The organism is Pedobacter sp. ISL-64, from assembly GCF_018613605.1.
Classification (GTDB): domain Bacteria; phylum Bacteroidota; class Bacteroidia; order Sphingobacteriales; family Sphingobacteriaceae; genus Pedobacter.
This window is the reverse complement of the sequence record NZ_JAGGPU010000021.1, coordinates 48,265-73,899: the sequence shown is the minus strand read 5'-3', so window position 1 is coordinate 73,899 and position 25,635 is coordinate 48,265. Positions and strand designations below refer to the sequence as shown.

The 25,635-nt window shown below is 41.6% G+C and carries 12 protein-coding genes; 1 reads left to right on the top strand and 11 read right to left on the bottom strand.

Features of this window, described 5'->3' with window-relative positions; all coding sequences use genetic code 11:
• Positions 1-162 precede the first annotated feature (162 nt).
• On the bottom strand, positions 163-1,137 hold the full coding sequence (locus tag J7E57_RS22920; protein ID WP_215125710.1) for an NmrA/HSCARG family protein: 975 nt from the start codon (positions 1,135-1,137) through the stop codon (positions 163-165).
• 99 nt (positions 1,138-1,236) lie between these two features.
• On the opposite strand from J7E57_RS22920, the gene J7E57_RS22915 reads away from it, so the two are divergent.
• The gene (locus J7E57_RS22915; protein ID WP_215125711.1) at positions 1,237-1,614 is read left to right on the top strand and encodes a winged helix-turn-helix transcriptional regulator; all 378 of its coding nucleotides are present in this window, start codon (positions 1,237-1,239) and stop codon (positions 1,612-1,614) included.
• A 185-nt stretch (positions 1,615-1,799) separates the two neighbouring features.
• Here J7E57_RS22915 and J7E57_RS22910 read toward each other — a convergent pair whose 3' ends face one another.
• The 10 genes from J7E57_RS22910 to J7E57_RS22865 form a co-directional block, all read right to left on the bottom strand.
• A complete protein-coding gene (locus tag J7E57_RS22910; RefSeq protein ID WP_215125712.1) occupies positions 1,800-3,944 on the bottom strand; it encodes a hypothetical protein in 2,145 nt (714 codons plus the stop codon).
• Between the two features lie 5 nt (positions 3,945-3,949).
• Positions 3,950-5,254, bottom strand: coding sequence for a polysaccharide lyase family 1 protein (locus J7E57_RS22905; protein ID WP_251030013.1), 1,305 nt, complete (start codon positions 5,252-5,254; stop codon positions 3,950-3,952).
• Positions 5,255-5,300: 46 nt separating this feature from the next.
• Positions 5,301-7,013: a RagB/SusD family nutrient uptake outer membrane protein gene (locus J7E57_RS22900; RefSeq protein ID WP_215125713.1), complete on the bottom strand. Its 1,713-nt coding sequence runs from the start codon at positions 7,011-7,013 to the stop codon at positions 5,301-5,303.
• Between the two features lie 21 nt (positions 7,014-7,034).
• Entirely contained in the window at positions 7,035-10,232 is a 3,198-nt protein-coding gene (locus tag J7E57_RS22895) for a SusC/RagA family TonB-linked outer membrane protein (protein WP_215125714.1), read from the bottom strand.
• Positions 10,233-10,248: 16 nt separating this feature from the next.
• The gene (locus J7E57_RS22890) at positions 10,249-11,754 is read right to left on the bottom strand and encodes a fasciclin domain-containing protein (protein ID WP_215125715.1); all 1,506 of its coding nucleotides are present in this window, start codon (positions 11,752-11,754) and stop codon (positions 10,249-10,251) included.
• A gap of 177 nt (positions 11,755-11,931) precedes the next feature.
• Positions 11,932-13,686 carry a fasciclin domain-containing protein gene (locus tag J7E57_RS22885; RefSeq protein ID WP_215125716.1) on the bottom strand — a complete coding sequence of 585 codons (1,755 nt, stop codon included), beginning with the start codon at positions 13,684-13,686 and terminating at the stop codon, positions 11,932-11,934.
• A 23-nt stretch (positions 13,687-13,709) separates the two neighbouring features.
• Positions 13,710-15,263, bottom strand: a complete 1,554-nt coding sequence (locus J7E57_RS22880; RefSeq protein WP_215125717.1) for a RagB/SusD family nutrient uptake outer membrane protein — start codon at positions 15,261-15,263, stop codon at positions 13,710-13,712.
• Between the two features lie 12 nt (positions 15,264-15,275).
• Positions 15,276-18,500 (bottom strand): SusC/RagA family TonB-linked outer membrane protein, encoded by a 3,225-nt coding sequence (locus J7E57_RS22875; protein ID WP_251030012.1) that lies wholly within the window; start codon positions 18,498-18,500, stop codon positions 15,276-15,278.
• Positions 18,501-18,583: 83 nt separating this feature from the next.
• On the bottom strand, positions 18,584-20,863 hold the full coding sequence (locus tag J7E57_RS22870; protein ID WP_215125719.1) for a fasciclin domain-containing protein: 2,280 nt from the start codon (positions 20,861-20,863) through the stop codon (positions 18,584-18,586).
• Positions 20,864-21,245: 382 nt separating this feature from the next.
• Entirely contained in the window at positions 21,246-25,568 is a 4,323-nt protein-coding gene (locus tag J7E57_RS22865; RefSeq protein ID WP_215125720.1) for a hybrid sensor histidine kinase/response regulator transcription factor, read from the bottom strand.
• Positions 25,569-25,635: the final 67 nt, after the last annotated feature.

Genomic DNA, 25,635 nt, shown 5'->3' with positions numbered 1-25,635 from the left:
GAGACAATTTTACACAGAAAAGCTGGTTAGAACTTTCGATAGTAGCATTTTAACCTGCAATAAGCTAAAAAAACACCATATCTGAACTAAATAAAATTTAAAATAATCCTTATCAAACTATTTCCAAAGTCTACCTTCGATAAAGTAGGTGATTGAAAGCAATCAGTAAGTTTGCTTTTGGCCTTGCCATCCGGTACTGCGCAGAAATTGTTCCCAACTTAAACTGCTTTGGTTAACCTGGCGGCTCCATAACAAATCACGTTCTCTGCCAAAATAGCCATAATCGACAGCATATTCTGCCATTCCTAAAATTTCCTTTACCAAAAGCTCATTTGTACCGAATTCAGGGAAATGGCGAAGTAGTTCTTCTTGGGTAAACGCGGAACTATAGACAGCCTTTTTTCCTGTGACCCGAATAAATGTATCTATCATTTCCCGGGGCGAAATAATGTCGCCGATAACAGGCAAAGATTTACCTGCATACTGATCTGGATTAGAAAATATCTCTAAAACCGCTGGCCCCGTAGCGGTAAGGGGATCAACAAATGGGGCACGAAAATCTTCAGGTAAATAAATCGGAAATACAAGCGTATCTCCAACCAATTTCGGGGGATAAAACTCCATTAGATTGGTGTAGAAGAAGGCCATGTAAATAAACGAGCTTGTGATTGGAAGCGTTCGGATATATTCTTCAATCATTGCTTTATCAGTAAAATGAGGAGCAAACTTTTTTCCGTTTGTAATTTTTTCTACATTTTCCAAACTGCTGAAGATAATATGCTTAACTCCTGCCTCAACCGCCGCATCCGCTAATTGTTTACCCAGCTCCATTTCGTGGGTATGCGGCGGCACAATACTTGGTGTCATGATGAAAACGCCTTCCGATCCCCGGAATGCTTCAACGAAATCTTTCTCATACCCCAAATCAAGCGGTAAACTCAAGAGCTCAGCGCCCATTTCAGTCAAATTAAGTGCCTCTGGTGAATCTACACGGCGTGTAATGCCCCGTACACGATAACGCCCGCTTTGTAATAGCGTAAGTGCTGCGCTGCGCCCCTGTTTGCCCAGAACACCGACGATAGTGATCAATGGCTTGTCTTTTTCGATTACCTCATTTGCTTTAAAATCTGGTCTCATTTATATGATTTTAGAAACTATAAAAATTATAGTTGCAAAACTATATATAGTAACATAAATTTGCAATAACTATCCAAAAGGATAGGTTAAAACAGTAGAATGAAAACAGAATGTATTAGCGATTACGTAAAACTAAAGGAGGAAATTTATCCTTGCACGGTTAGCCTTGCGATGAGCTTGGTGGGTGGCAAATGGAAGGCTGTTATTCTTTATCATTTAAAGGATAAAGCAAAAAGGTACAATGAGCTTCGCAAAGACATACCATCTGTTACCGAAATGACATTGAGTCTGCAATTAAAGCAATTAGAAAAAGATGGCCTGGTATCAAGAAAAGTTTACGGCGATAAACCGCCGATAAAAGTGATTTATAGTCTAACCGATTTTGGAAAAACATTCACGCCCATTTTAGAAGCGATTACCGCATGGGGTAATCAGATTGCGATGCAAGAAGGCGAATTTGTTAAAAAATCCTATTGAAAATAACCATTAACGATAACATACTGAAATTCTAACAAAAAGGGTTGCCTTTTTAACGAGCAACCCTTTAAGGTTTTGGGCTTAAGCCCGGTTAATACCCGGCGCCGGACTAATAGCCTAACCTATTCCGATTTCACATCCCACACTTCCCATCATACATCTCATCTTACCTATTCCATTCCCTCCTACATCATCTTCTTAAAGCCCTCCCATTCCACTTTCCACGTTCCATCTTTTGGGAAGCCAGGATTTGTGGTATTATTTCCGTCCCAGCCAGCACACATTAAAGCCACAGCGGTAAGTAAACCACCATTTCCAGGTAAATAAATACGCAGGCGGTCGTCCTGGTAGTTATGGCCATTAATAAGGTAAGTATTGGTTTGTACAGGCATCAGCAAGGCATCAATCGCTTTTTCGGGCATGCCTAAGCGTGTGGCCGTCATGGCCGTCATAGGAAAATCCCATCCCCAGGTATCATTCCAACTCCAGTCTTTCCAAACCAGATCAAAGGTTTTGCGCATGGTTGCTTTATCCAATAAATTTGTTTCTGGCAACATACCAAATGCCCCCAATACGGAAGGGTGATCGGTTTTATATTCGGGATTGGTGTAAGAATCAGGCGCACTTTCTGCGGCCAGATACACACCATTTTGTATCGGCAGAGGTGATAATTTAGTCACCACTTCATCCCATTTTGGGTTCCGTGGCAAACCTAAACGCAAACGCCATTCTTGAGCGGTCTTCAAACCCCATTCCCAGTAAGCCAGCTCGTATGTAGGGTTAAAGGTAGTTTCGGCCTTAAAACGCTCTTGCGCGGGAATTAGCCCAGGTCCGAGTACATAACATCCTTTTGCAGCATCGAAATGGGCAAATGAAGCCATAAAATCGGCTGTTTTAAATACAAGGTCTTTGTATTTGTGCAATACTTTTTCATCTGTATGTGCACGGTATTCGAGTTCGGCAAAGGTAATGAGGTGCGGCTGTTGCCAGATCAACATGGCACCGATTGATGAGGGGCTTTCGTTACCTTTATTGTCGGTCATTTTCTGCCAGCGTAAGCCATCAAATCCTTGTGTCTGCGCAATTTTCTTTGCCTTATCCGCAACCTTAAAGTACCAGTCGGTACTCCGGTTTAACAACTCAGGTCTGCCCCATAGTGCAAAGTGAACCCCATGCCACCAATGCATTTCGAGGTGTGGTTTACCAAACCAGCTGTTGTAGGTTAAGCCGGTTTCTTGTGGGGGAAAATCGCCCGAACATTGTATTTTAGTGAGGTATTCCGAAAGGATAATCCTGCGTTCGAGTTCAAATGCACGTTTATCAGTACTTCCACTAAAATCGACCGCAGCACCACTCATCCAAAAGGCTTTCCACTGCTCCTGGCTATTTTCTTGGCTCAATGCAAAAGAAGGAACAGCCTGTGTGCTTCGCTGCTGTGAAAAAAGACAACTGAAGCTGAACTGTCGACTGGCTTTATTGGGTGTAATGGTAAAATAATGTGCCTGTTTCTCCGTCAACTGAGCCTTACCCTTCCACGAAAAGGAAGTATAATAAATTGCAGAATCGATCTGGCGCTTAATTACCGCGCCATCGGTACTTTGTGCCACTAGCTGTGAATGGTGTTTGTTGTTATTGCTCCAATTATTTCCTACATCAGCCCATTCGCCAGTAGCTACGGGGTACCTAACCCTGATTTTTAATCTTCCAACTGCAATTAAAGGCGACGAAACCGATGCGCTGATCAGGTCAAGATCCTGATGTCCAACCGTAGTTACTTCAACAGGAATTCCTTCTAAGGTAAAACTACTCTTAATTTCACCCGTCCAGGGGTTTAAGTTTTGGTTAATGTCTTTGATATCGTTGGCTTTGGCGAGCTGTCCGTTCTTTTTAATCAGATCGAAACCAATATTCCCCAATTGTAAACGGTGTACATTCTGGCGGAAATAATTAGTAGCCTCTTTAGCCCTAAGTGGTGTATTTAACTGTACGGTATAGGGTACTTTGCGGCCGTATTGATCGTAATATTTATAGGCTTCGGTGATGTTAAACTTACCTTCATTTTTGTACGATCCCCATCCCCATTGCGATTGGGTACCGAGTGGAACGCCTTTGGCATAGCGATCCGGAAAACTTTGCAGTCCTGTAGCATCAACGGTAAAAGCAAAGCGACCATTGCCAACCGATAAGGAAGAAAGGGAGTCTATTTTTTTTACGATAACGGTATGCCGCGTTACCAATGCCTCCCGATCAATCTGTGCAAAAACAGTCGTGCAGATGAAAAGCATTACGAAGAGCATCAAGCGCTTAAATTGGTTTTTAATTCTACACATACCGCTTATTTTACTAAATCATTTAAATATTGCTCCAGGTTGCTATAGCCATTTGCATTAATTTTCTGTGCATCCATAGCATCTGTCGGGTTTAAGCGTTTTGATTTTTCCCAAGCATCTGGAATCCCGTCTTGGTCTGCATCCTTTACGCTTAATTTAACCAACTTCGCCTCTGGTTGTCCCCCGGCATCGGCCTCGGTTTTAAATATAGCACCTTTTGTACCGATGCTTTTTAAATAGTCCATAATACGAAGGTCTACTGCATCCCTTTTTAATGAAGAACCCGCTTCTGCCAAAACTGTTTGATAAGCCTTTGCTGCCGTGCTTATTTTAACACTGCTTTTTGGCAGAAGTGAAGGTTCTTTGAGAAGCGTGGCTGTTTCCTTGATAAAGTCTTCATCAGTAATGAGACGGCCATTTAGTTTTCCGTCCTTATTGAGGTCGGTATAATTATCTTGGTGGTAAACATGATCTGTTTTGCTGAACATGCTTAAAAAACTATCGGTAGAACTTGGTCCGGAGATAAAATAATTAGCTACGAGATCCTGATAATGATCAGCGCTCGAATGTCCGCCTACAAAACCACTTTTACCCCAGTTGTACACCACATTGTTTATAAATTCGATTTTGGCCTTTGCCTTAGGGTTCCGGCTCTGGTTTCCTGCAAACAGACAATGATGCATGGTTACATATTCTGGCACTTCTAAAAGGGCACCAAAACGTTGTGGATCGATACTTTCGGCAACTACACAATATTGCAGCGTTACATTTTTACTTTTTTTGATGTGCAGGTTATCCCAACGCCCCCATTCGATTGAAACATGGTCGAATATAATATCGTTCAGGTCATCGGCAACTACCGTACACGAACCTTTAGACATGTTAATGCTGCCCCTAAAACGCATGTAGCGCACAATGGTCGAATCTTTAAAAGAAACACTATTGCCATAAATAGTTATGCCTTCTTTTGGAGCGGTTTGGCCTGCAATAGTAATTCTTGGCGATACGGCAATTTTGCCACCGATTTTGATGACACCGGAAACATCAAACACAACCGTTCTGCCTGATTTACTCACAGCATCCCTAAAAGAGCCGGCACCGGTATCGTTCAGGTTGGTTACATGATACACCGTGCCTCCACGTCCGCCAATGGCAAAACGGCCAAAGCCCTCCGCTCCTGGAAAAGCCAGTTGCTGCGCTTGGGCAATATGCACTGTTAAGCCTAAAAACAATATACTAACTAAACTTTTAAAATATTTTTTCACACTGTGGTTGATCATCAACTGACCGGGTTTCTTTCTATTTAACATTTGGTAGATTTTAATTGCGATTTATATAATAGGATGATGTAGGATCTTATTTTAATTTAAAAGGTAAATACCAGTTTTCTTTATTGGCCAAACGCGAGCGTACCAGAGCGGCCGATGCGCCGTCGCCTGCGGCTTCAAACTTGGCGGCGATTTTATCGGCCAGATAATTTGGCTCAGTAGCCTGCCTGCGCAAAGCGATGCGCAACAAATCTTGCCAGCGATAACCTTCGAATGCGGTCTCTAAGGCTTCCTCCTGCATAATTCTGTCCTCTACTTCTAAAACGGTATTGGCTACAGTGATTGGGTAATCCTGGTTTACAGCACGCCCCCTGATGCCGGAATTGCGGTACCAGTTGCCCCTGATCGTTCCTCCATCGCCATTAAAATCAAAGGGATAGCTATCAGGCACACCATTATAAAGTGCTTTGGTACCAAAAGCAGCTTTAATCCCACTGTTTACCAAAGCGCCAGCCAAAACCCGTCGATCTAATCGGTTGGCCGCCTCTGCATAACGCAGGTGTAAAACAGCAGCGCGATAAATCACCCAAACTCCTGTTTTATCAAAGGGCGTGTTTAAATTATAATTCTGTGAATATTTCATCACCTCGGGCTCAATGCCGTTCACCAATCGGTACGACATATCCAAGCCTCTTCTATCGGTTAAACTTCCATCTGTACGGATCTGGTTGTTCCAGTTGCGGATTGATAAACCGGATGGTTTTACCAGATAATCGCCTGATTTAGAAAACAGTGCAAACAATGGATTGCCTGGCGAAAAGTTGCTGCTAAAAGGCAATGTCCACATCCGTTCCCAGTTGGCAATACGATCGGCCAATGGTGCATAAAATATCTTGGTCCATGGATTAAGTACAGCTGTGGTTTTTAAAGAATGATCCTGTGAGTTGTCATCACCTACTCGGTAGGTATCATACAAATCGATCTGCTGGTCGCTGCCGGTACTCGAATTGGTACCTGTTTCCATCACATCTTTATAATAACCTGCAGCCTTTAGGTAATTTCCTTTCCAAAGGTTCAGGTCGCCTAAAAATGAGCGGCGCTGGATAAAAAACTTAAAAACACCATCTTTAACGATATATACATCCATTGGCAAAATGAGCGTTGGACTGGCAGCTGAAGTATTCTGATTTAAATATTCTCTTGGCGTGGCTTCTGTTTCAGCTATTAGGCGACTTAACAGCTCTTCAAAAGAGAGTTTAGGAAACTTGCTTTCATCCTGCAGGTCGGCAATGGTGGTTAAGGCATCGGTTACATAAGGAACAGTGCCATAATGGATGCCCAGTTGCAGGTATAACCAACTGCGCAGAAACAGGATATCGGTATAACGTTGGTAATACTGGGTATTATCCAACAGCTTTTTCTCCCGCATGATGTTGAAGTTCTTCAGGGCATCATTACAGTTGATAATTACTTCGTAAAAAGGCTTCGGATCTGCATAGGGATTATCGGCTGCAACGGTTTGCGTGCCCAGCTGTTTTAAATAGTTATTGGCATTGGAGGTTACATCCAGCAAATCGCCACGCAGCTCGTTCAAGAGCATGTATTTATCGGCAAGCTTCGCAAATTTGCCATAAATGCCCAATACAGCTGCATCGGCATCGTACACATTTCTATAGGTTTGCGAAGCTTCTAAGGCATCTTCGGGTTCAATATCGAATGCCTTTTTGCAGGACAAGATGCTGCTCAATACCAGTAGGAACAATAAACAGCTGGTAATGGTGATATATAAATTTTTATTCATCTCAATATTTTTCTTTAAAAGTTACAAGCCGATTCTAACACCCAGGAACATCGATCTAAAGCTGGGTTCTAAACCTATATCTACGCCTCTGGCAAATGCGCTGCTTCCGGCACTAAACTCAGGGTCGTAACCCAGATAATTAGTCGCGGTAAATACATTATTGGCGATGGCATAAACGGTTGCCGAACGGATAAAATTGGCTTTTATAGGCACATTGTAGCTTAACGATACTGTTCTTAGTTTCAGGTATGAACCGTCTTCGATCCAACGGTCGGAAAAGCGGCTATTACGCGATGGATCGGCCCAGGATGCACGCGGCACATCGGTTACCTGTCCATCAACCCGCCAACGGTTTACCGCCGCAAGGCTTTGGTTGTTATAACCGTTCATGCTTTCTAAAATGGCACGTGTACTATTATAGATTTCGTTGCCATAACTAAAAGTGAAAAGAGCATCTAACGACCAGCGTTTATAGCTTAGTTTATTGCTGTAAGCGCCAACAAAATCTGGATTTGGATTGCCGATCACCTGGCGGTCGCGTTCGTCTATAACTTTGTCGCCATTCAAGTCTGCAAATTTCATATCTCCACCCTGAAAAGGAATAAAAGCGCCATCGGTTGTTTTATTGCTCAGGCCCGAGGCAATGGCATCAGCATTTGAAGTATATACACCATTACTTTTATAACCGTAGAATAAATTAGCGGCATCGCCGATCTGCGTGATAATGGTGGCTCCACTATATTGTGTAAGTAACAGATCGTTACCACCCAACTGGCTAATCTTATTCCTGTTTAAACTATAAGTAAGGCCCATATCCCATTTCAGATCGGTCTGGTTTATCAATCTGCCGTTTATTGAAAGTTCTAAACCACTATTGGTCATGGTACCGCCATTACTTAGGGCATAGCTGAAACCTGTTGCCGTTAGCAGTGGTTCGTAAATCAGCATATCGCTAATCTTGTTCTGGTAAAGATCTAAGCTGATGTTTAATCTTTCCTTCAAAAAGGAAGCATCCACTCCAACATTTAATTTGGCACTTCGCTCCCATTTTAGGGCAGTATTGCCAATATTTCCCCTAACCAATCCCTGTCTGCCTAAAAAATTCTGTGATACATAGTACGATTTGGCGGTATAATTGCCAATATCGTCATTGCCGGTTAAGCCATAGCTGGCCCGCAGTTTCAGGCTTTCTACAAAGTTGTTATTAGCCATAAAGCTTTCTGATGAGATCAGCCAAGAAGCTGCAACAGACGGCATCAAAGCCATTTTTACGCCATTAAAATTCAACACATTAGGTATATCTTTGCCAAAACGCGAAGAAGCATCGGCGGCAATATTGAACGATATGAAGTACTTGTTGTAAGCTTCGTAATTCACATTAAAATAGTTGTTCAACCAGTTCCATTTGCCTAAAGATCCGCCTACCACACGTAGCGTACTTTGCGCACCGCCCAGGGTTACAAAATCATCGCTGGCCGTATTAAAACTAGCGCCGTTATCTACTTCGGCACTGCTGTGTTGCAACCTGAAACCTAAGTTTGCACTTAATTTACTTACCTCATTTAAATCTTTGTTGTACGACACCCAGGTATCGGTATTTACCGCAAACAAACGCTGTACGCCTGCTGCTGCTTTATTGTAACCAACTGCAGTAGGCAATAAAACCGGGGTAATACCCAGCATTGGTGTAAAATAATTTTCGCGTACTTTATCATAAGTAATACCTACGAGCGTATTGGCTTTGAAAGCTTTATTAAATTCATAATTAAAACCAACAGAACCTGAAAAACGGTAACTGCGGTTAAGTGCCTGGATGTTTTTAATCGCTGCGCTGGGGTTGCTTGTACCAAACATATCGGTATCGGCAAGGTTTGGCGATTGAACACCTGTTTCTGACAGCTCAAAAGGAGAAAGAAAAGGCGCTTTAACCAATGCCAGGTATAAGGGATTGGTGGCATAAGCCTGTCCCTGATCTCTCAGGTTTTGCTCACTACGGGTAAAAGCGAGGTTTACCTGCGATTTTAATTTAGCCGAAAGATTCAAATTGGCATTAAAACGGGTTTGGTAACGGGTTAAATTGGTACTATCGGTTAAACCATCGTTGTTCAGGTAGCCCAGAGATAAAGCATAAGTAGCAATATCATCTCCTCCGGTTACTTTCAGGTAATAATTCTGACTGATGCCACTGCTCATTACCTGATCCTGCCAGCTGGTATTCTGATGATAATTGTAATAATCTGGATTCGGATTATCATTCATATAAGGTTCTGCTTTAATCAGCGCATCGGTCATGCCCGGTTTGGTTTTAAGCAGATCAGACAAGAAAATGCGGTAATTATCGGCTTCCATTACAGGTAACCGGCTTACTGTACCATTGTAGCCCCCATAGGCCGAAAAATCCAATCGCGTGGCCACATCTTTAGCCCGGCCTGTGGTAATCATTAATACACCGTTGGCACCTTTGGTTCCATATATCGATGCACCATCTTTAATGAGGGTAATATTGTCAATATCTTTAAGGTCGATATTGGCTAATCGGTTATTTTGGTGACTAGCGACAATGGAACTCCCATACGTATTTACATCATAAATTACACCATCAACCACAATTAAGGGTTGGTTAGCCGCATATAAAGAGTTATACCCCCGCAGGTAAAGATCGGCTCCAATATCGGGTGTGCCTGATCTTCTAAGTGCCTCTAACCCGGCAATTTTTCCCTGCAAATAAGAATCTGGCGTTTCGTTGCTTCGCTCCCAGCTTCCGTTCAGGTTTACCGTGCTAACCGAGTAAGGTGTGCGGTTCTTTAAAGCAGTGCCAAATGGCAATACTGCAGCATCATATACCGAAACGTAACGTTCTTCGAACAAGGCAATTTTGCTGATTGTTTTGCGCCCCTTCAATGCTTCTTCTTTAGATTGGTAACCTTGGCCCGAAATCACCAGTACGGCATTGTAATTGGGTACACCAATTTTAAAATTTCCCTTTTCATCTGTAAGTGCAGCAGCATAACCTGATACCAAAACACTGATACCCGGCAATGGCTTTTTGCTCGATGCGCCGATTACCACACCACTCACCTGCGGTCCGGTGGGCCTTTTAAATTTGATTACCGTGGTGCTTACAGAATCTTTTTCCTGAGCCAACAAAGAGTTGTTCAGTGCAAAGAACAATAAACACGGTAAAATTCCTTTGATAACCGTTTTTGTATAGTTGTACATAAATTCTTTTAAGGGCTTAGTTAACTGGTTTTAATTTGATATAATCTAAAGAAAGGGCGGTTGGTGCGGTACTCGATGCGGCTAAAGATGAAGCCAGAAAAGTGTACAGCGTTCCATAAGTATCAGCGGTATAAGTACCTAAATAGACTTCTTTATAAGCATCGCGGTAAGCATCGCTACCCTGCGTCAAACCAATTATGGATGGCACGGAACGGTAACCTACAGTCGCCAGCGGGAAAAGTACGCTACCAAAACTTCTGCTGGTATTAAAATCTACTTTCATACTGATTGGCGCTACCAGGATATCGTTTATCGCTCTCCAATACACCTCATACTTAACTGAATGAACGGCCGATTTATAGCGATAGTAGTAAAGCGGGCTCGGACTAGAGGTAATACTTCCTGTTTGCAGGTCGGTGAAACGTTTACCCTGTGGATCATTTTTGATCCTCGCCAGTGGGTTGGCAGGCACACGTAACGAATCGGGCATTTCACCCTGAATGATAACCGTTGGGATTTTATTCTCCATCAGTTTGTAACCAATGCTATTTACCACATAGGCAATACCATTGCTTAACAAACGGGTTTCCACAATTGCACTTTTATCTAAGTGGATTTTCACCCCGGTAACGGTAGTCATCGAATCGGGTAGTTCATTTAATCCATATACCTTATTTACAACCAGGTCTCTCACTACACTCCACTTGGTTAAGGTATCGGCATAAAGTGCATTGGCATGTTTGTTATAGGCAGCCAGTTTATTTTGTTCGGCGGTAAAAGCGGTATTGCTTAAAATGATATACGTCATCAGACTATCTTCGCTGCTGATGTTGGCAATCCGTTGAAAATACCTGTTCCTGATTACTTTAAAGGTTGTACCTTCCTGGTAAACCCCTTTTGTGGTTACCGGATCTTTGTACAGCAAAACGCCTTTACTGGTATCTACCTCTTCCTGCTCCTGGCTTTTGATGAAGTCTTTCTGCAAACTAGCAGTACCAAGGCTCTGCAAAAACTCCCAGGCATTGGCTTTGGGCATTGATGCGGCGTTTATGGTATGCAATACACCATTTTTTACGTAAACATCAGCCTGACTAATATTTGCTTCTTCGAAAGTAGTTTTGGTGAAAATGGTATTCTTGCCATTCAGCATCCTGATGACCATAGAAGGTTTTGGTGATGTGGTGAAATAGCTCTGATTGGCGATATAGTTCCCCACCAGGCGCTTTAATGCAGCTGTATCGTTTACTACAGTAGCATCTATACTTTTCAATGCTTCGTTACTGGGCGCCCATACAGTAAAAGATTTAGACGATTTCAGGACAGCATCGTAACCTGTTTTTACCACATAAGAAGTAAAAGTACTCAGGTTGGCATCGTTACTGATCTGCTCAAAAAGGGTCCGGTCTAATCTTTCGATATTGATCTCGGTATGGTCTTTCCATGCATCCTTACAGCCAGCAAAAGCCAAACAGGTACATAGAAATATCAAAACAAAATATCTTGGTTTAAAATCAATCATCATTTGGTTGGTATATTTTTTTATTTAAGCCACTCATTAAGAGGCGATGTTATTAATGTTAATTGCTTCAGTTTGAATTTCCCGGTAAAAACCAGTCGTCATTCCCGCGCAGGCGGGAATCTTAAAGCCTATTGCATTACGATTCCCAATCAAGTTGGGAATGACGATGCAATAGTTTCATTACGGCCTTAGTATTTTAGATCCATCAACATTGTATTTCCAGTATTGCTGATCGTCGTTAACCGGAATAATGTGAATCATATCGACATTATTGGTGGCCTGCGAGCCGTTTATGGCTTTTAAACGTAACCAATAACGGCCTGTTTGTGGCAGATCCGCAATGCCCATTAATTTTCCAATCTGTGCGCCTGCCGTGCTCGACATATAGGTTTTAAAACCTACAGCCTCTTCTGCATCGGCATCAATCACCGTTACCCCATTTACTACCTTGTTTATTCCCGGGCGTTTTACGGTAAAGTTTAAGATGCGCGAATTGGATAAAGGAGCCCTATCAGTAGTGCCATCTAAACCAATGCTCGCCTGAACCTCAGTAGTGGTATTCGATTCGGCTTGGGCATAAATGCATACCCAGATTTTATACTTTCCTTTAATTAGCAACGGTGTTCTAAATTCTACCCATTCCGAAGTATTTGACGTTCCTCCAGTAGCCAGAGGGATAACCAAAATATCTTTGTTGTACGAGTTGGTCGAAGTTCCGGCACTGCCATATCTATAAATCAGCGATTTGGTTGGGTCTTTTCCTTCTTCTCTTCCCGAGAATTTAATTTCGGTTAAAGCAGCGGCCTCATCTCCGGTAAAGAAATAATTGTTTTTTTTATAATACTGTGTATTCTTCAACATTTCGGGGAAAGCACAAACATCAAAATCTACCCTGAATGGTGCGCGTACTTTAATATCGAAATGTGCAGAAGGCTGATGTACTACACCATTACTGGCTGTAACATCACTTTTACCGCGAAGGAGTGAAAAACCAGGTTCGTAAACACCATTAAAGGTATCATCATTCATCAATACGGTTTCGCCAGAAAGCTTTGAGGTTAAAACCTCCAAAGGTGCTAAAGTATTGTGCGCACTGGCGGTAATGATATCAGCTAAATATTTGGCATCATATAAAACATGATAGTTTAAAAAAAGCTGTAAACCGTCTGTTGGCTGTGTTACATTTCCCGTAGCCGAATATTTGGCTTTTAAAGCCGCATAACTGTTAATGCCCGCAGCTGCGAGTGTGGCATTACTTTCGGGAATTACCGTCAAAAATTTCTGCTTTTCGTCTGGATTATTGGCAGGAAGGATGTTCAGTTTATCATACAGACCACTTTCCCGCAGCGCTTCGGTAAAAATCGAATAATCAGGATTTGCAGCAACGGTTTGCGCAACGGTTAAAGTAGCAGGGGTTAATACATGATCGATACTATGGATCAAACCATTCCCTACTGAAATATTAGGCTGGATTACACTTGCCTGCCTGTTGATACGGATTTTCGTCACCCCCGAAATCAGCTCGGAAGAAGTGGTTAAATATTGACCATACATCGTTAAATCGAACAGCTTACCATCGGTAAACCTCGATGTGGGTATAGAATCTTCAAGTAGATGCAAACGGATAAAACTCTTCCAGTCCGCAGCGGAAATATCGGCTACCGCACTCTTCCCCTTAGTTTGCAAATAGGCTTTAATGGCATCGTTAGTTGGTGCAAAAAGTGTGTAAGATCCATAAGCATTCAAAAAAGAAGCCGTTTCGGAGATTTCGAGGATCTTTGACAATTCTGAAAACTGCTCAGGGTGATTTGTTAAATATTGGGTCATATTTACCACATTTGATGTTCCCTGTACTACCGAGTCTTTACGGCAAGCCCAAAGACACATAAATAAACTGCATAATCCCAGCAGCACTATTTTAACATTCTGTTTCATAGCTTTATTTTTTTGGTTAGCAATTATTGATAAAATGGATTTTGAACAAGTGCCTTGTTTGTTTGTAACTCATAAGAATAAATCGGGAAATAATGACTTCTGTGATCGCGGTATTTATTGATTACCGTTTGCTGTTTACTTGGTTGTGCACTGGCAGAAACAATATCGATCAGCAGTTTTTCGTTTGCATAGTTGCCTCTTTTCGCATTGCGCAGAATATCGTACCAACGCTTTCCTTCGAACGCAAATTCGCGTGCACGTTCTTCAAATACATATTGCGAAACATTAGGTGTTAATGCAGGATCGGGTATTTCGATAAATTTATCAGCTACAAAAGTTTGTGCGTTTCGGGCTGCCCTGATTTGACCAACCAATTCAATGGCCTGGGTTCCGTTGGCACTGTTACCAGGTGCCAGCCAGGTTAGCGCTTCGGCTTTCATTAATAACACGTCCGAATAACGATAGGCAAACCAATGGGTGAAAGAAGTAGCTGCCGTTCTAAAATTGGTGAATTTACAGATGGCAGAATTAGCTTCGAACATCGAGGTACCATTTCCGCGGATATCTTTATTGCTCAGGTTAGCCAGATCTGTTCCGAATAATCCACCTTCTGCAATCCAATCTGCTGCCCTAAACTCTCTTCCGGTTATGCCGAACATGGGTGCAAAGGGATTGAGCTTTTGGTTATCAAACTGAAACTCAAAAATCCCTTCTACCGAATTCCCGTTAAGGTATACCGTATTGTAAAAATCGGTTTGTTGTGTACCATTTGGCAATAATCTGTATTTACCCGATTCGATTACCTTATTGCAGGCATCGATACTTTTTTGGTATTCCTCATTCCATAAATAAGCATCAGCCAGTGCTGTGTAAGCAGAGAATTTAGTCATTCTGCCCCGATCTTCGGCCATACTGCCATAGGTTACCTGTCCGTTTTCGCTGCCAAACAACAAATCTTTAATCACCTGCTGGTAAACCTCCTGCTGGGTATTTTTGGCAATAGCGCCAATCTGCGAATCGTTATAAGTGGGTTCGAGTTTAAGTGGTACTTCGCCAAACGAGCGGAGCAGATAGAAATACATTAATCCGCGTAAAGCATGGGCTTCAGCTAAATAACCGTTCAAAGCCGTTTGCGTTAAAGTTTTATCCCTATTGATTACCTCAGGTGCAAATTTGATTACCGTATTGCAATAATTGATGGTTTTGTAAATGGCCTCCCAGTTTACCAGCGTATTGGTAGAGGCGATCTGTGTGCGCATAATATCATATTCATCCCTCAGCAATCCACTCAGTTTCGATTCGTCATCATCAGAAGAGATTTCTAAACCGGGGACCACCATATCGGCACGGAGCTCGCCCCAGATAAAAAGGTATTTTGCCAGTGGGATATTGCTTCCGCCTAAAAGCGAGGCATAACAGCCCATCACAGCAGCATCAAGCTGTTCTTTGGTTTGCCAGTATTCATCGCGGATTAAACCATCCTGAGGTTTTAAATCCAACCATTTTTTGCATGAAGTTCCAAAAACACTAAGCAGTGTAACGAAGACCAGCATTGTATGTTTAATTTTTCTGTTCATGGTTAATCATTTTTAGAGTCCAAGGGTTAGACCCATTGTAAAGGTTTTAGATGGTGGTGTGAGCGAACCATCAGCTGCGTAAGAAAAAGGATTACTGCTCCCTACAGAGGTTACATCAGGATCTTGTCCGGTATATTTCGTCCAGGTATATAAATTTTGTCCGGTTACATAAATGCTGGCACTTTTTACACCGACCCTTTTCAGCATATTCTGGGTAAAGTTGTAACGTACGGTAACCGAGCTTAAACGGATAAAGGAGGCATCTTCTACATAACGGTCGGAGCCTAACCAGTTGTAACCTACACCGTATAAAGCGCGTGGCATATCAGTCACATCACCAGGGTTTCTCCAGCGCCTTAAAACCGCAGTACTCTGGTTGTTAACCCCATACATATTGGTGGTGGTAATTTTAGCCGTGTTTACGATATCGTAACCGTAGCGGTAGCTAAAAAATGCCTGTACTTTCAGGTTGCCATTAAAGATTACGCTTGGCCCAAAACCACCGGTAAATTTCGGCACCGAATTGCCGAGGTAAACCATGTCTTTTTCATCAATGTTCCCATCGTGATTAATGTCTTCATACATCGCATCACCCGGTTGGAATACATAATCAACTGTTGGGTAATTATAACGCATGTAAATGGTCTGGCCGTTTGGTCCAACAATTTCTTTCCCGTTCTGATCTCTGGCAATGGTCGCATCAGCATCTTTATACACCCCTTTGTACTTAAAGCCATAATACGAGCCAAATGGATTACCGATAATCAGGAAAGATTTATAAGATCCCTGCGCCGGAAGTCCTACGGAGCTTTCTCTTGGATAGAACTCTGAAATGGATTGGATGGAATTGATGTTCCTCGAAATATTGAAATCAAAGTTTACAATCCATTTTTTGGTTTTAACAGGCGTAGTATTGATACCGATTTCCCAACCATTGTTGTTCATGGTACCTATGTTCATATCAATGGCATTGTAACCAGTGGTAGCAGCGATCCTCAAATCGTTGTAAAACATGTTTTTAGTGGTGTTCTGATAAATTTCCGCGTCGATTTTAACGCGACTATCGAACAGCCATAAATTGAAACCCAGGTTCTTACCTACTACAGTTTCCCATTTTAACCTGGAAAGTTCGATATTAGAAGGATAAACTGCTGCACGACCGGCATATGACCATGAAAACGGCGTATAATTGTTAAAATAAGCATAGTTACTGCCTGGTGCTTTTCCACTTGCGCCATAACTTAAGCGTAAACTTAAATCGTCAATGAACTTGAGGTTTTTCATAAATGGTTCGCCCGAAATTCTCCATCGGGTAGAAATCCCTGGAAAAAGACCAAAACGGTTATCTGGCGAGAACTTGGAGTTACCATCTACCCTGCCATTCATGTTGATGATGTAACGGTCTAAAAATTCATATTGTGCCTGCAACAACACCCCAACGCTTCTGGATTGCGCCTGACTGGAGTTTAAGTCCAAACCAGATCCATTGGTAATGGATGGATTGGATGGGTCTTGAAATTCAGAAGAAGCTGTATTTGCTGTGGCAACTGTATAAGAGGCCGATTTAGTATCGTTGGTTTGAAAAGAAAGCAAACCCTGAAGATTATGCTTCTCGCTTAAATGCGGACGGTAAATCAGGTTAATTTTCGACTGAATGTTGTATGAATCGCCATCAGCATCAGAAGCCCGGTTTACGGTTGGTTCGGTACTTGGTTGCCCAGTGGCAATTTGAGGTAAAAAGGTTTTGGATTTGGTATTGTTGATATCAAACTGAACATCTACCGTCGAAAATAAAACCGGAGAAATATCGTATTGAAGATTAAATTTTGGTGTAATACGCTCGCCTATTAAATGACTTGCGCCTTCATTTGCCATGGCCAAAGGATTATAGGTTGCACTATAACGGCCCTGGATATTGGAAATTGGCGAGAAATATGCGGAAGTTTTATTTCCATATTCATCATACTCATAATCAGACATATTCGGCATTTTATTAATCGCAGTACTACGCAAAGATTTATCGTAGTTGAGGTTATTATCCACATGTGTATAGGTTACATCTGTCCTGAACCTCAGCTTGCTCGATACGATATAATCCAAATTAATCTTAGCCGTAATCCTAGATAAATCGGTTCCCAAAGTAGTTCCGGTTTGACCTAAATAACCAACCGATGCATAATAACGTGCTTTTTCACCACCCCCACTCATCGAAACGTTGTGATCTTGTGTATAACCATTGCGGGTAATCAGTTTTACCCAATCGGTGTTATTACTATAATTGTAGTAGTAATAGGCATCAGATGGATCGTATTGAAAAGCTTTATTCTGTCCGTTGTTGCCTAAAAAGTCGAGGGGTAAACCTGTAGCATTCATTACCGCTTCTGGAATGAGCATTGAGTATTGATCGCCCGTTAAAAAAGGAATAGGATTAGGCTGCTGCGCCATCGAACCCTTAAAATTGTACGATACCACAGGCCTTCCCCTTTCGCCACGTTTGGTATTGATCAGGAGTACGCCGTTGGCCGCCCTCGATCCCCAAACTGCAGTAGAGGCTGCATCTTTTAAAACGGTGATATCTTTAATATCGGATGGTGCAATATTTAAAAGCTGCGCATATCCCTGCTCATCGGCTGTTCCAAAATTAAAATCAGAAGGAATTTCCGTTTCATAAGGCATACCATCGAGTACAATAAGCGGCTCGGCAGAACCGTTGATGGATGAAGTACCACGTATCCTGATCGACATTCCTGCTCCCGGATCTCCTGAAGTGGTACCAAAATCTACTCCTGATAAACGTCCGGCCAGGGCCTGATCGATGGAGGTTACCGCCAATTCTTCCAAAGCTTTCCCGCTAACAGTTGCTGATGCAATGGTAGAGTTACGTTCGGCTATGTTTAAGCCTGTTCCGTTATTCACCATTTTTTTGGCGGTTAACACCACTTCTTGCAAACTGTTCGAACTTGGCTCTAACGTTACATTTATGGTTGTGCGGTTACCAATCACACCTGCATTATGGCTGTTATAGCCAATAAATGATACCACCAACTGGTTTTTGGTGTTGGTTACCCGCAGGGCGAAATTCCCATTGATATCGGTACTTACTCCGGTAATGGTTCTTTTATTCTGATCTACCTCAATAACCGAGGCACCTATAATTTCGAGTTTGTCTTTTTTGTCGGTTACTTTTCCACGCACGGTAACGGGCTGCTGTGCACGGAGGGTTCCTGAATATCCCATGATTGTTAAAATCATAACAGATAGACAGAAAATTCTATATAGAAATATTTTCATCTTATATAATCTAGTTTTGTCTGTAAGTGTTACTTATTGTAATTGAGATAATTGGAAATGGAATGGATAAGGGTACGGTTAGAGAGCTGGTTACTCGAACTGAAATTTACCTGCGTAGTGCGCCCCGCCCGATCGGTGATGATCAGGTTGTTTGGCTGATTCAAGATATTCAGCAAAGTATTGTCTCCAGACTCTGTTTGCAATAGGGTTAAGTAGTTATCGGCTTTTTTCCCGTCCACTGCTACAGATTCGCCATTGATGATGTGGTAAAGGATAAATTTTCTTACCTGATCTTTCTGCGCTTCAGATGTAGGTGCCGCTGTAGGTAAGGCGCCGGTAGCTTTTGTTCCAGGTAATAAACCATCTTTAATGGCTTGTGTAATAGCAGCATTATCAGGTACCAGCATGGTATATTTATTATCAATACCTGTATTCATACCCGAAATGGCTTTGGTTGTAGCATTGTAGAGTGAAGAGGTAGAAACAAACCAATAAAAAGACGAAAAACGTGTGGGATCGCTGATGGCCAGATTTTGCAGGTGCTGACCTACATTTTTATCGGTAAAAGCCAATGGCGCATCAACATAATATACAATGCCGTTTATCGAAGTTGCATCTGTTTTGGTAATGTTGATATCGTTACCGGTATCAACTGTTCCGCTGGTCTGGATTTTTCCATTGCGGTAGCGAACATAATCGCCACTTTGACTTTCAACAATACCTGAACCGCTCAAACTGCTTAATTCGCCAGTTGGGGTAAGCAAAACACCTGTTTTAAATAAACGGAAAGCATTATCACGGTAAATCTGATTATGCGAATAACTTGCTGTTGGCGAAGTACGATAACCCCAGGCAGTAGTTGTGGTACCAATACTGCCTTCATTGTAGCGGTAACCTGCAGCTGTTACCACGGCATCGGGCATTACCAATAAGGTTTGCCTTACGCCTGGTTGTGTGGTGTATATTTTAACGCCTGAGCCTCCATCAGCATAGGCCAATAAAGTAAGATTGGTTGTGGGATCAAGATAAGGTACACCATAAACTGTTCTGAATACATTTGAGCTGTGTGCCTGGTTTACCCCATAAAAAACAGCATTGCTCAATATCTGTTTATCCACGGCATTATCTAAGCTCAACGTGGTTGTTTCGAGCAGGTAATTTTGACCTTGAGCAAATTTACCTGGCCATAAAACTGTTGGCCACATGTGCGAATTGATAAAATCGATAACAATGCTTGGTGGAGTACTTTTAAAGAATGAATTGCCATACTTGGCCAATATTTTTTTTCGGTAAGCCCTAAAAGCCTCGTTGGTTGGCGCCATGATGGTCCAGCTTGATTTTTGAGATTCGTTAGCCAGATAGCTGTTTACCCCAGGCTGCTGATAATTCTCATTATTGATTGAATAGGCCAACAAACCGTTATAGCCTTTTACATATACCGAATCGGAACTGCCTGTAGCTACAAAGTTGCGGTGGGTTTGGTATGCATTGGAGACATAAAACCTTAACGAATCAAGCAGTGCTTTAAACTCGCTGTAATTGGCATTGCTACTGATATATTGGTCGATGCTTTTTAAAGGCAGGGTAACACGGTCTACTTCATGAATCATGCCATTTTCGGCACTGATATCCATATTTACCACTGCTGCTGCTGCCACATTAAACCCATTATAGGTAGAACCTGGATAAAACACATTATAATCTGCAGGGCTCATGCCACCTGTTGTCATAAATGCGGTGGTAAAATAAGGAATGTATTTATTGTTGTTATCGCCATCTACATAAGCAGAAGTATTTACGCCCCTAACTGATTGCACATTCCTATTGGTGGCAATAAGTTTTCCGTGTGCAGCATCACCTTTTTGTTGTACCCAATCATAATAAGCAGTTTTTCTTTTAAAGGCAAAACCAAGACCCGTTTCGGCCCCGCCTGCCATTTGGTAGTTACTCAACTGATCTTTGCGGTAAGCATTGTATACCAAGGCATACTTTACAATTGAGGTAGCCATCGAATCGCTGATCTCGGCAGTACCTTTAATATTCTGATCTTTAAAAAAACGTTCGAAAGCCGCATCATTCGGTGCAAAGAAAGTCCACCAGCCTGTTTTGCTTAAAATATCTTTATAACCCGCTTTGTCAATTACCGCGGTTAAGTGTTTAAAATTGCCCCGTGCTTCAAGCTGTTGGTAAATTGGATCTCCCAAACCTGCTGGGCGCTCATAAAATGCATCAAATTCTTTTTTCTGGCATCCTGATAAAACGGCCAGAAAAAACAGAAAACAACACGAACTTGTAAAAAGTCTGGTCATAGATTATTTGGTTAGTACAGGTTTAGTAAGCAGTGGCGGAAGAGAAAAATTGAATACAACAAAGCGGTTGAGAAATAAAATTGCTTTTCATTTCTGCGCTAAACCCAGGACATTATAGATGGATATCCTTCTAATAAAATTCAATGTAAATCTTTAAGCTATCGGCTTACTTGTTCAGTTATATATTTGGTTATTCAATACAAATCTATCTCAAACCGCTAAAATGAGTTTTCAGAAATTGACGAATTGCTTTCGTTATTTGGTAAAAAGAGTGGTTTTGGAGGTTTTTCCCGCTGATTTCGCAGATTAACACAGGGGGAAGACAATCTAATCTGTGTATATCATCTTAAATCCGCAGGAGAAAACCAGAACCAATTTCAATCTAGATATTCACCATTGCTTTTAGATAGGCCGATGGCGAAACACTATATTTCTCTTTAAAGCAGGTACTGAAATAAGGCAAACTGTTAAAACCGGATAGATAACCCGCTTCCGAAACGGAGCACTTGCCTGAATCTAACAGTTGTTTACTGCGTTTAAGGCGCATGTCGCGTACAAACTCCACCGGACTCAATGAGGTCAAACTCTTTAGCTTTTTATAGAAAGTTGTTCTTCCCATACCAATTGCTGCCGCAACCTCATCAATGTTAAAATCAGATTGGATCATCCCCTCTTCCACAATTTTGATAATTTCTTTCAAAAAGGTTTCGTCCTTTGAGGTAATTACAATTTCATCGGGCTGAAGGGATACAATACGTTGCTCTTGTCTATTGGAGAGTTGCTCGAAGAGTTTTTTCCTCGACCGGATCAAATTATCAATTGCCACAAAGAGAAAATCAGTATTAAAAGGTTTGGTTAAATAAATATCTGCGCCATATTTTAAGCCTTCAATCCGACTTTCGATAGACGATTTAGCGGTGAGTAAAATTACGGGAATGTGGCTGGTAGCAGCATCATTTTTTAACTGATCGAGCATTTGGATGCCGTCCATTTTAGGCATCATTACGTCGCTGATAATCAAGTCGGGCAGTATGGCTAATGCTATTTCAAAACCTTCAGCGCCGTCGCCAGCTGTGCTAACACGATAATGATCTTTAAACCTAAGCTCCAGAAAGTGTCGAAGGTCAGGGTTATCCTCTACAATCAACAATTGCGGGTGTTGGCCATTGGTATTCGAATTGATTGGTGACACCTGGTTTCCCGCAGGCACGCTTAAACTTAACGGTTCTTCCAGGCTGCTCTTTTCAGTAAAGTTCACTTCCGAAGTATCAAAATGTCCATATCCAGATTTTAGCTGCAGGGTAAAAATCATGCCGCCACTGCTGTGCTGTTCGGCCCACAGTTTGCCATGGTGACTTAAAGCCAATCCACGGGCCAGTGCCAAACCAATTCCCGTCCCCTTTAAATTGGTATCTGCAGTAATACTTTCTTCGTGATAGATTTCAAATATTTCCTCCAGTTTATCTGTTGAAATACCTTTGCCCTCATCAATAATGTGAATCAGTATGTCGCTGGTTTCTTCTTCTGTTTTAATCTCGATCCGGATTTTTCGATGAGGTGGTGTAAATTTAAATGCGTTGGAGAGCAAATTATAAAGAATAATTTCAATCTTTTCTCCATCTACCCAGGCCAAAACCGGTTGCTGATCGGCAAAAACATCGAATTTAATCTGCTTTTCGTCGGCCATGGCAGAAAAATGGCTGGCCACCTCTTTTGATAAAGCCACCAAATCAATTTCAGCAACATTAAGCTGCAGTTTTCCGTTCTGCAGTTTTCTAAAATCAAGTAGCTGATTGGTAAACCTGATCATCCGGTTCGCATTTCGGCGGATCACATTTATAAATTCCCTTCCCCTGTCTGATAACTTTTCGTTACGTGATATTTCTTCTAATGGATTTACAATCAGGGTAAGTGGTGTTCTGAGTTCGTGCGAGATATTGGTAAAAAAAGAGAGTTTAACCTCCGTTAATTTCTGTTCTACCAAAACTTTATTGCGTAACCTGATCATGGTTACAATAATCCGCCTTGCTAAAACAGCGATGACAATAGCCAGCAAAAAATAAACCAGATAGGCAGGCCAGCTTAAATAAAAAGGTGGATGGACAATGATTTCTAACGTTTTTTCGGGCAGGGTTAAAAAAAGATCATCATTTGTAGCCCGCACTTTAAAGGTATAGGTGCCCGGAGGAATGTTGGTATAGGTTGCCCTGCGTAGGTCGTTTACCTGGTGCCAGGTTTTATCGAAACCTTCGAGTTTATAGGCATAGGTTATTTTGTTGGAAGCACGATAATCGAGCACCGTGTAATCAATACTGATTACATTCTGATCGTAGTTGAGCAATAGCGACTTGGTTTCGTTGATGGTAAATTTTAAAGGAGAATCCTTATCTCCGGGATCAATATCCTTATAATACAGTTGAATTTTGGTCAGCGCCATTTTCGCTGAAGTACGCTGATCGGCAATTTTTGAAGGATTAAATCTGATATAACCATCAGTAAGACCAAAATAAAGCTGCCCATTGTTTGCCGTAAAACAGGTAGCTTCAGAAAAGCCAACTTTTGGCAATCCGTCGAAAGAATCGTAGTTTTTGAATGTTTTATGCTTTGGGTTAAACCTGGATAAACCGCGTTCGGTAGCAATCCAGAAGTTACCTTCTTTGTCGCCACTCATGCTTAGCAGCACATCATTCGCCAGTCCATTTTGTGTAGTAAAAACCTCAAAGCGTAATACATCAGGATTTTTCGGATCGGCAATTACTTTGTTTAATCCGCCACCAAAAGTAGCAATCCAGATTCCCCCAGCTTTATCTTTGTAAATATACTGTACGCTATTATTCCCCAAACTGGCATGGTCTCCGCGGATTTTACGGTAAGCTAAAAACCGGTAACCATTGGCAACAGGCCTGTTCGGATCAAAGCGCAGCAAACCATTGCTTGTTCCAATCCATATCCTGCCACTATTGTCTTCTAATAAATATCGGATAACCTTGGCCCAGCCAAATGGATAATTATGAAAAGCATTGTAAAAATTTTTAAAACCTTCTTTGCCATCGATATTGCTCAACAAATTAATACCACCACCCAGCGTGCCTACCCAAATGCGCCCTCTCGAATCTTCAATAACCGAATATACCAGATCGCTGCTCAAACTGTTTACATCTGTTGGGTTGTTTCTAAAATTCTTAAGTGTATAAAGATTACGTTTTTGATCGGTTGGTGTGGCTTTAAACAGGCCATCGCCTTTTGTTCCCAACCAAACATTGCCCTTGCTATCTTCTATAATGCTGTAAACGGTACCAATCTGTTTATTTCCTCTTCCAAAAACATCAACTTCTTTATCATTTTCATAAACCCGAATCCTGCCATCCTTACTGCAAACCCATAAGCGCCCTTTCTGATCGTGCATCATGGCCCTTACTTCATTTTCTGAACGGTTATTGGGTTCATTAACCAAACGGTGGTAATTAAATTTATCAGTAAGCGAAACCACTTTATTAATCCCACCATCGCGTGCGCTCATCCAAAGGGTACCCATTCGATCTACATATAAACTCGTAATAATATTGGAAAACTTTTGGTCTGAAGAGCCAGGCTGATCATAAAAATAATCAATCTCATCGCGCAGCCGGTTATAGTAGCCAAAACCGCCACCTTTCATGCTTACCCATAATATCCCGTTTGCATCGGCAACTACGCTATAATCGCGGCTCGAGAAATTGAAATCTCTTTTTTGGCTGAAATATTTATATTGTTGTGTTTTAGGATCGTACTTTATAATTCCGTTTTCTTGTGGCTCAATCCAGATTAATCCTGAATGGTCTTCGTTAAGTGATAAATAATTTTCTTTGCTTCCAGATTGGCTTACTTTAAAACTGATTGGATCAACTGTGAGCATTCCCTTCCCCATGGTAGAAATATAAATCAGACCTGCTTTTGAATAACAAATGGAATTAAACGCAATTCCCTTACTAATCTGTTTAACCTGAAAAGATTGCGTCCTTAGGTCGTAGATTAATAAATTCCCATCACCAGTACCAAAATAAAGTGATTCTTTGCTCTGAGCAACACAGTTAACAGCATAAGAAGAAAGCATTTTTTCTATAGGCGCAGAAAACCTAAGCACTTGATAGTTACCATTGTTATTCCCTTGTAGACAGTTCAATCCGCCTTCGGTGCCTATCCAGATCCTTTGCTTTTCATCGCGGTACCTGAATTTCACAGCGTTTCCTTTAATTTGTCTGCCAGGCTGTTGCTCTTTAGCAAACTGTATGATGCCGGGTTGCCCTTTAAAATTATTTACAACATATAAAAGCCCTTGATTTTCAGTTAACAACCAAACGCCATTTTTAGTATCAGGCACCATATGGTCGATAATTACCTGATCTTTAAAAAATGCTTTAAAAGGGCCATCAGAAACCGGTAAAAACTGCTCAGTACGCTTATCGAAACGATAAATCTTAAAATCGTAGGTTTTTACCCACAGGTAACCCGATTTATCTTCTACAATTTCCCTTATTTTATTGGTCCGTAAGTTAGAATTATCGCCAGGCCTGCTTTTGTAAACCACAAAATTTGTCCCGTCGAAACGGTTTAGGCCATCAAAAGTACCAAACCACATAAAACCGTCGCGGTCTTGGGTAATGCAGAGCACACCATCATGCGAAAGCCCATCTTCGGTAGAATAATGCGCGATATTGCTTTTCAATTGTGAAAAAGAGGAAAAAAAAGATAAGCAAATCGTTATGATCGGCAATATTATTTTTTTCGATATC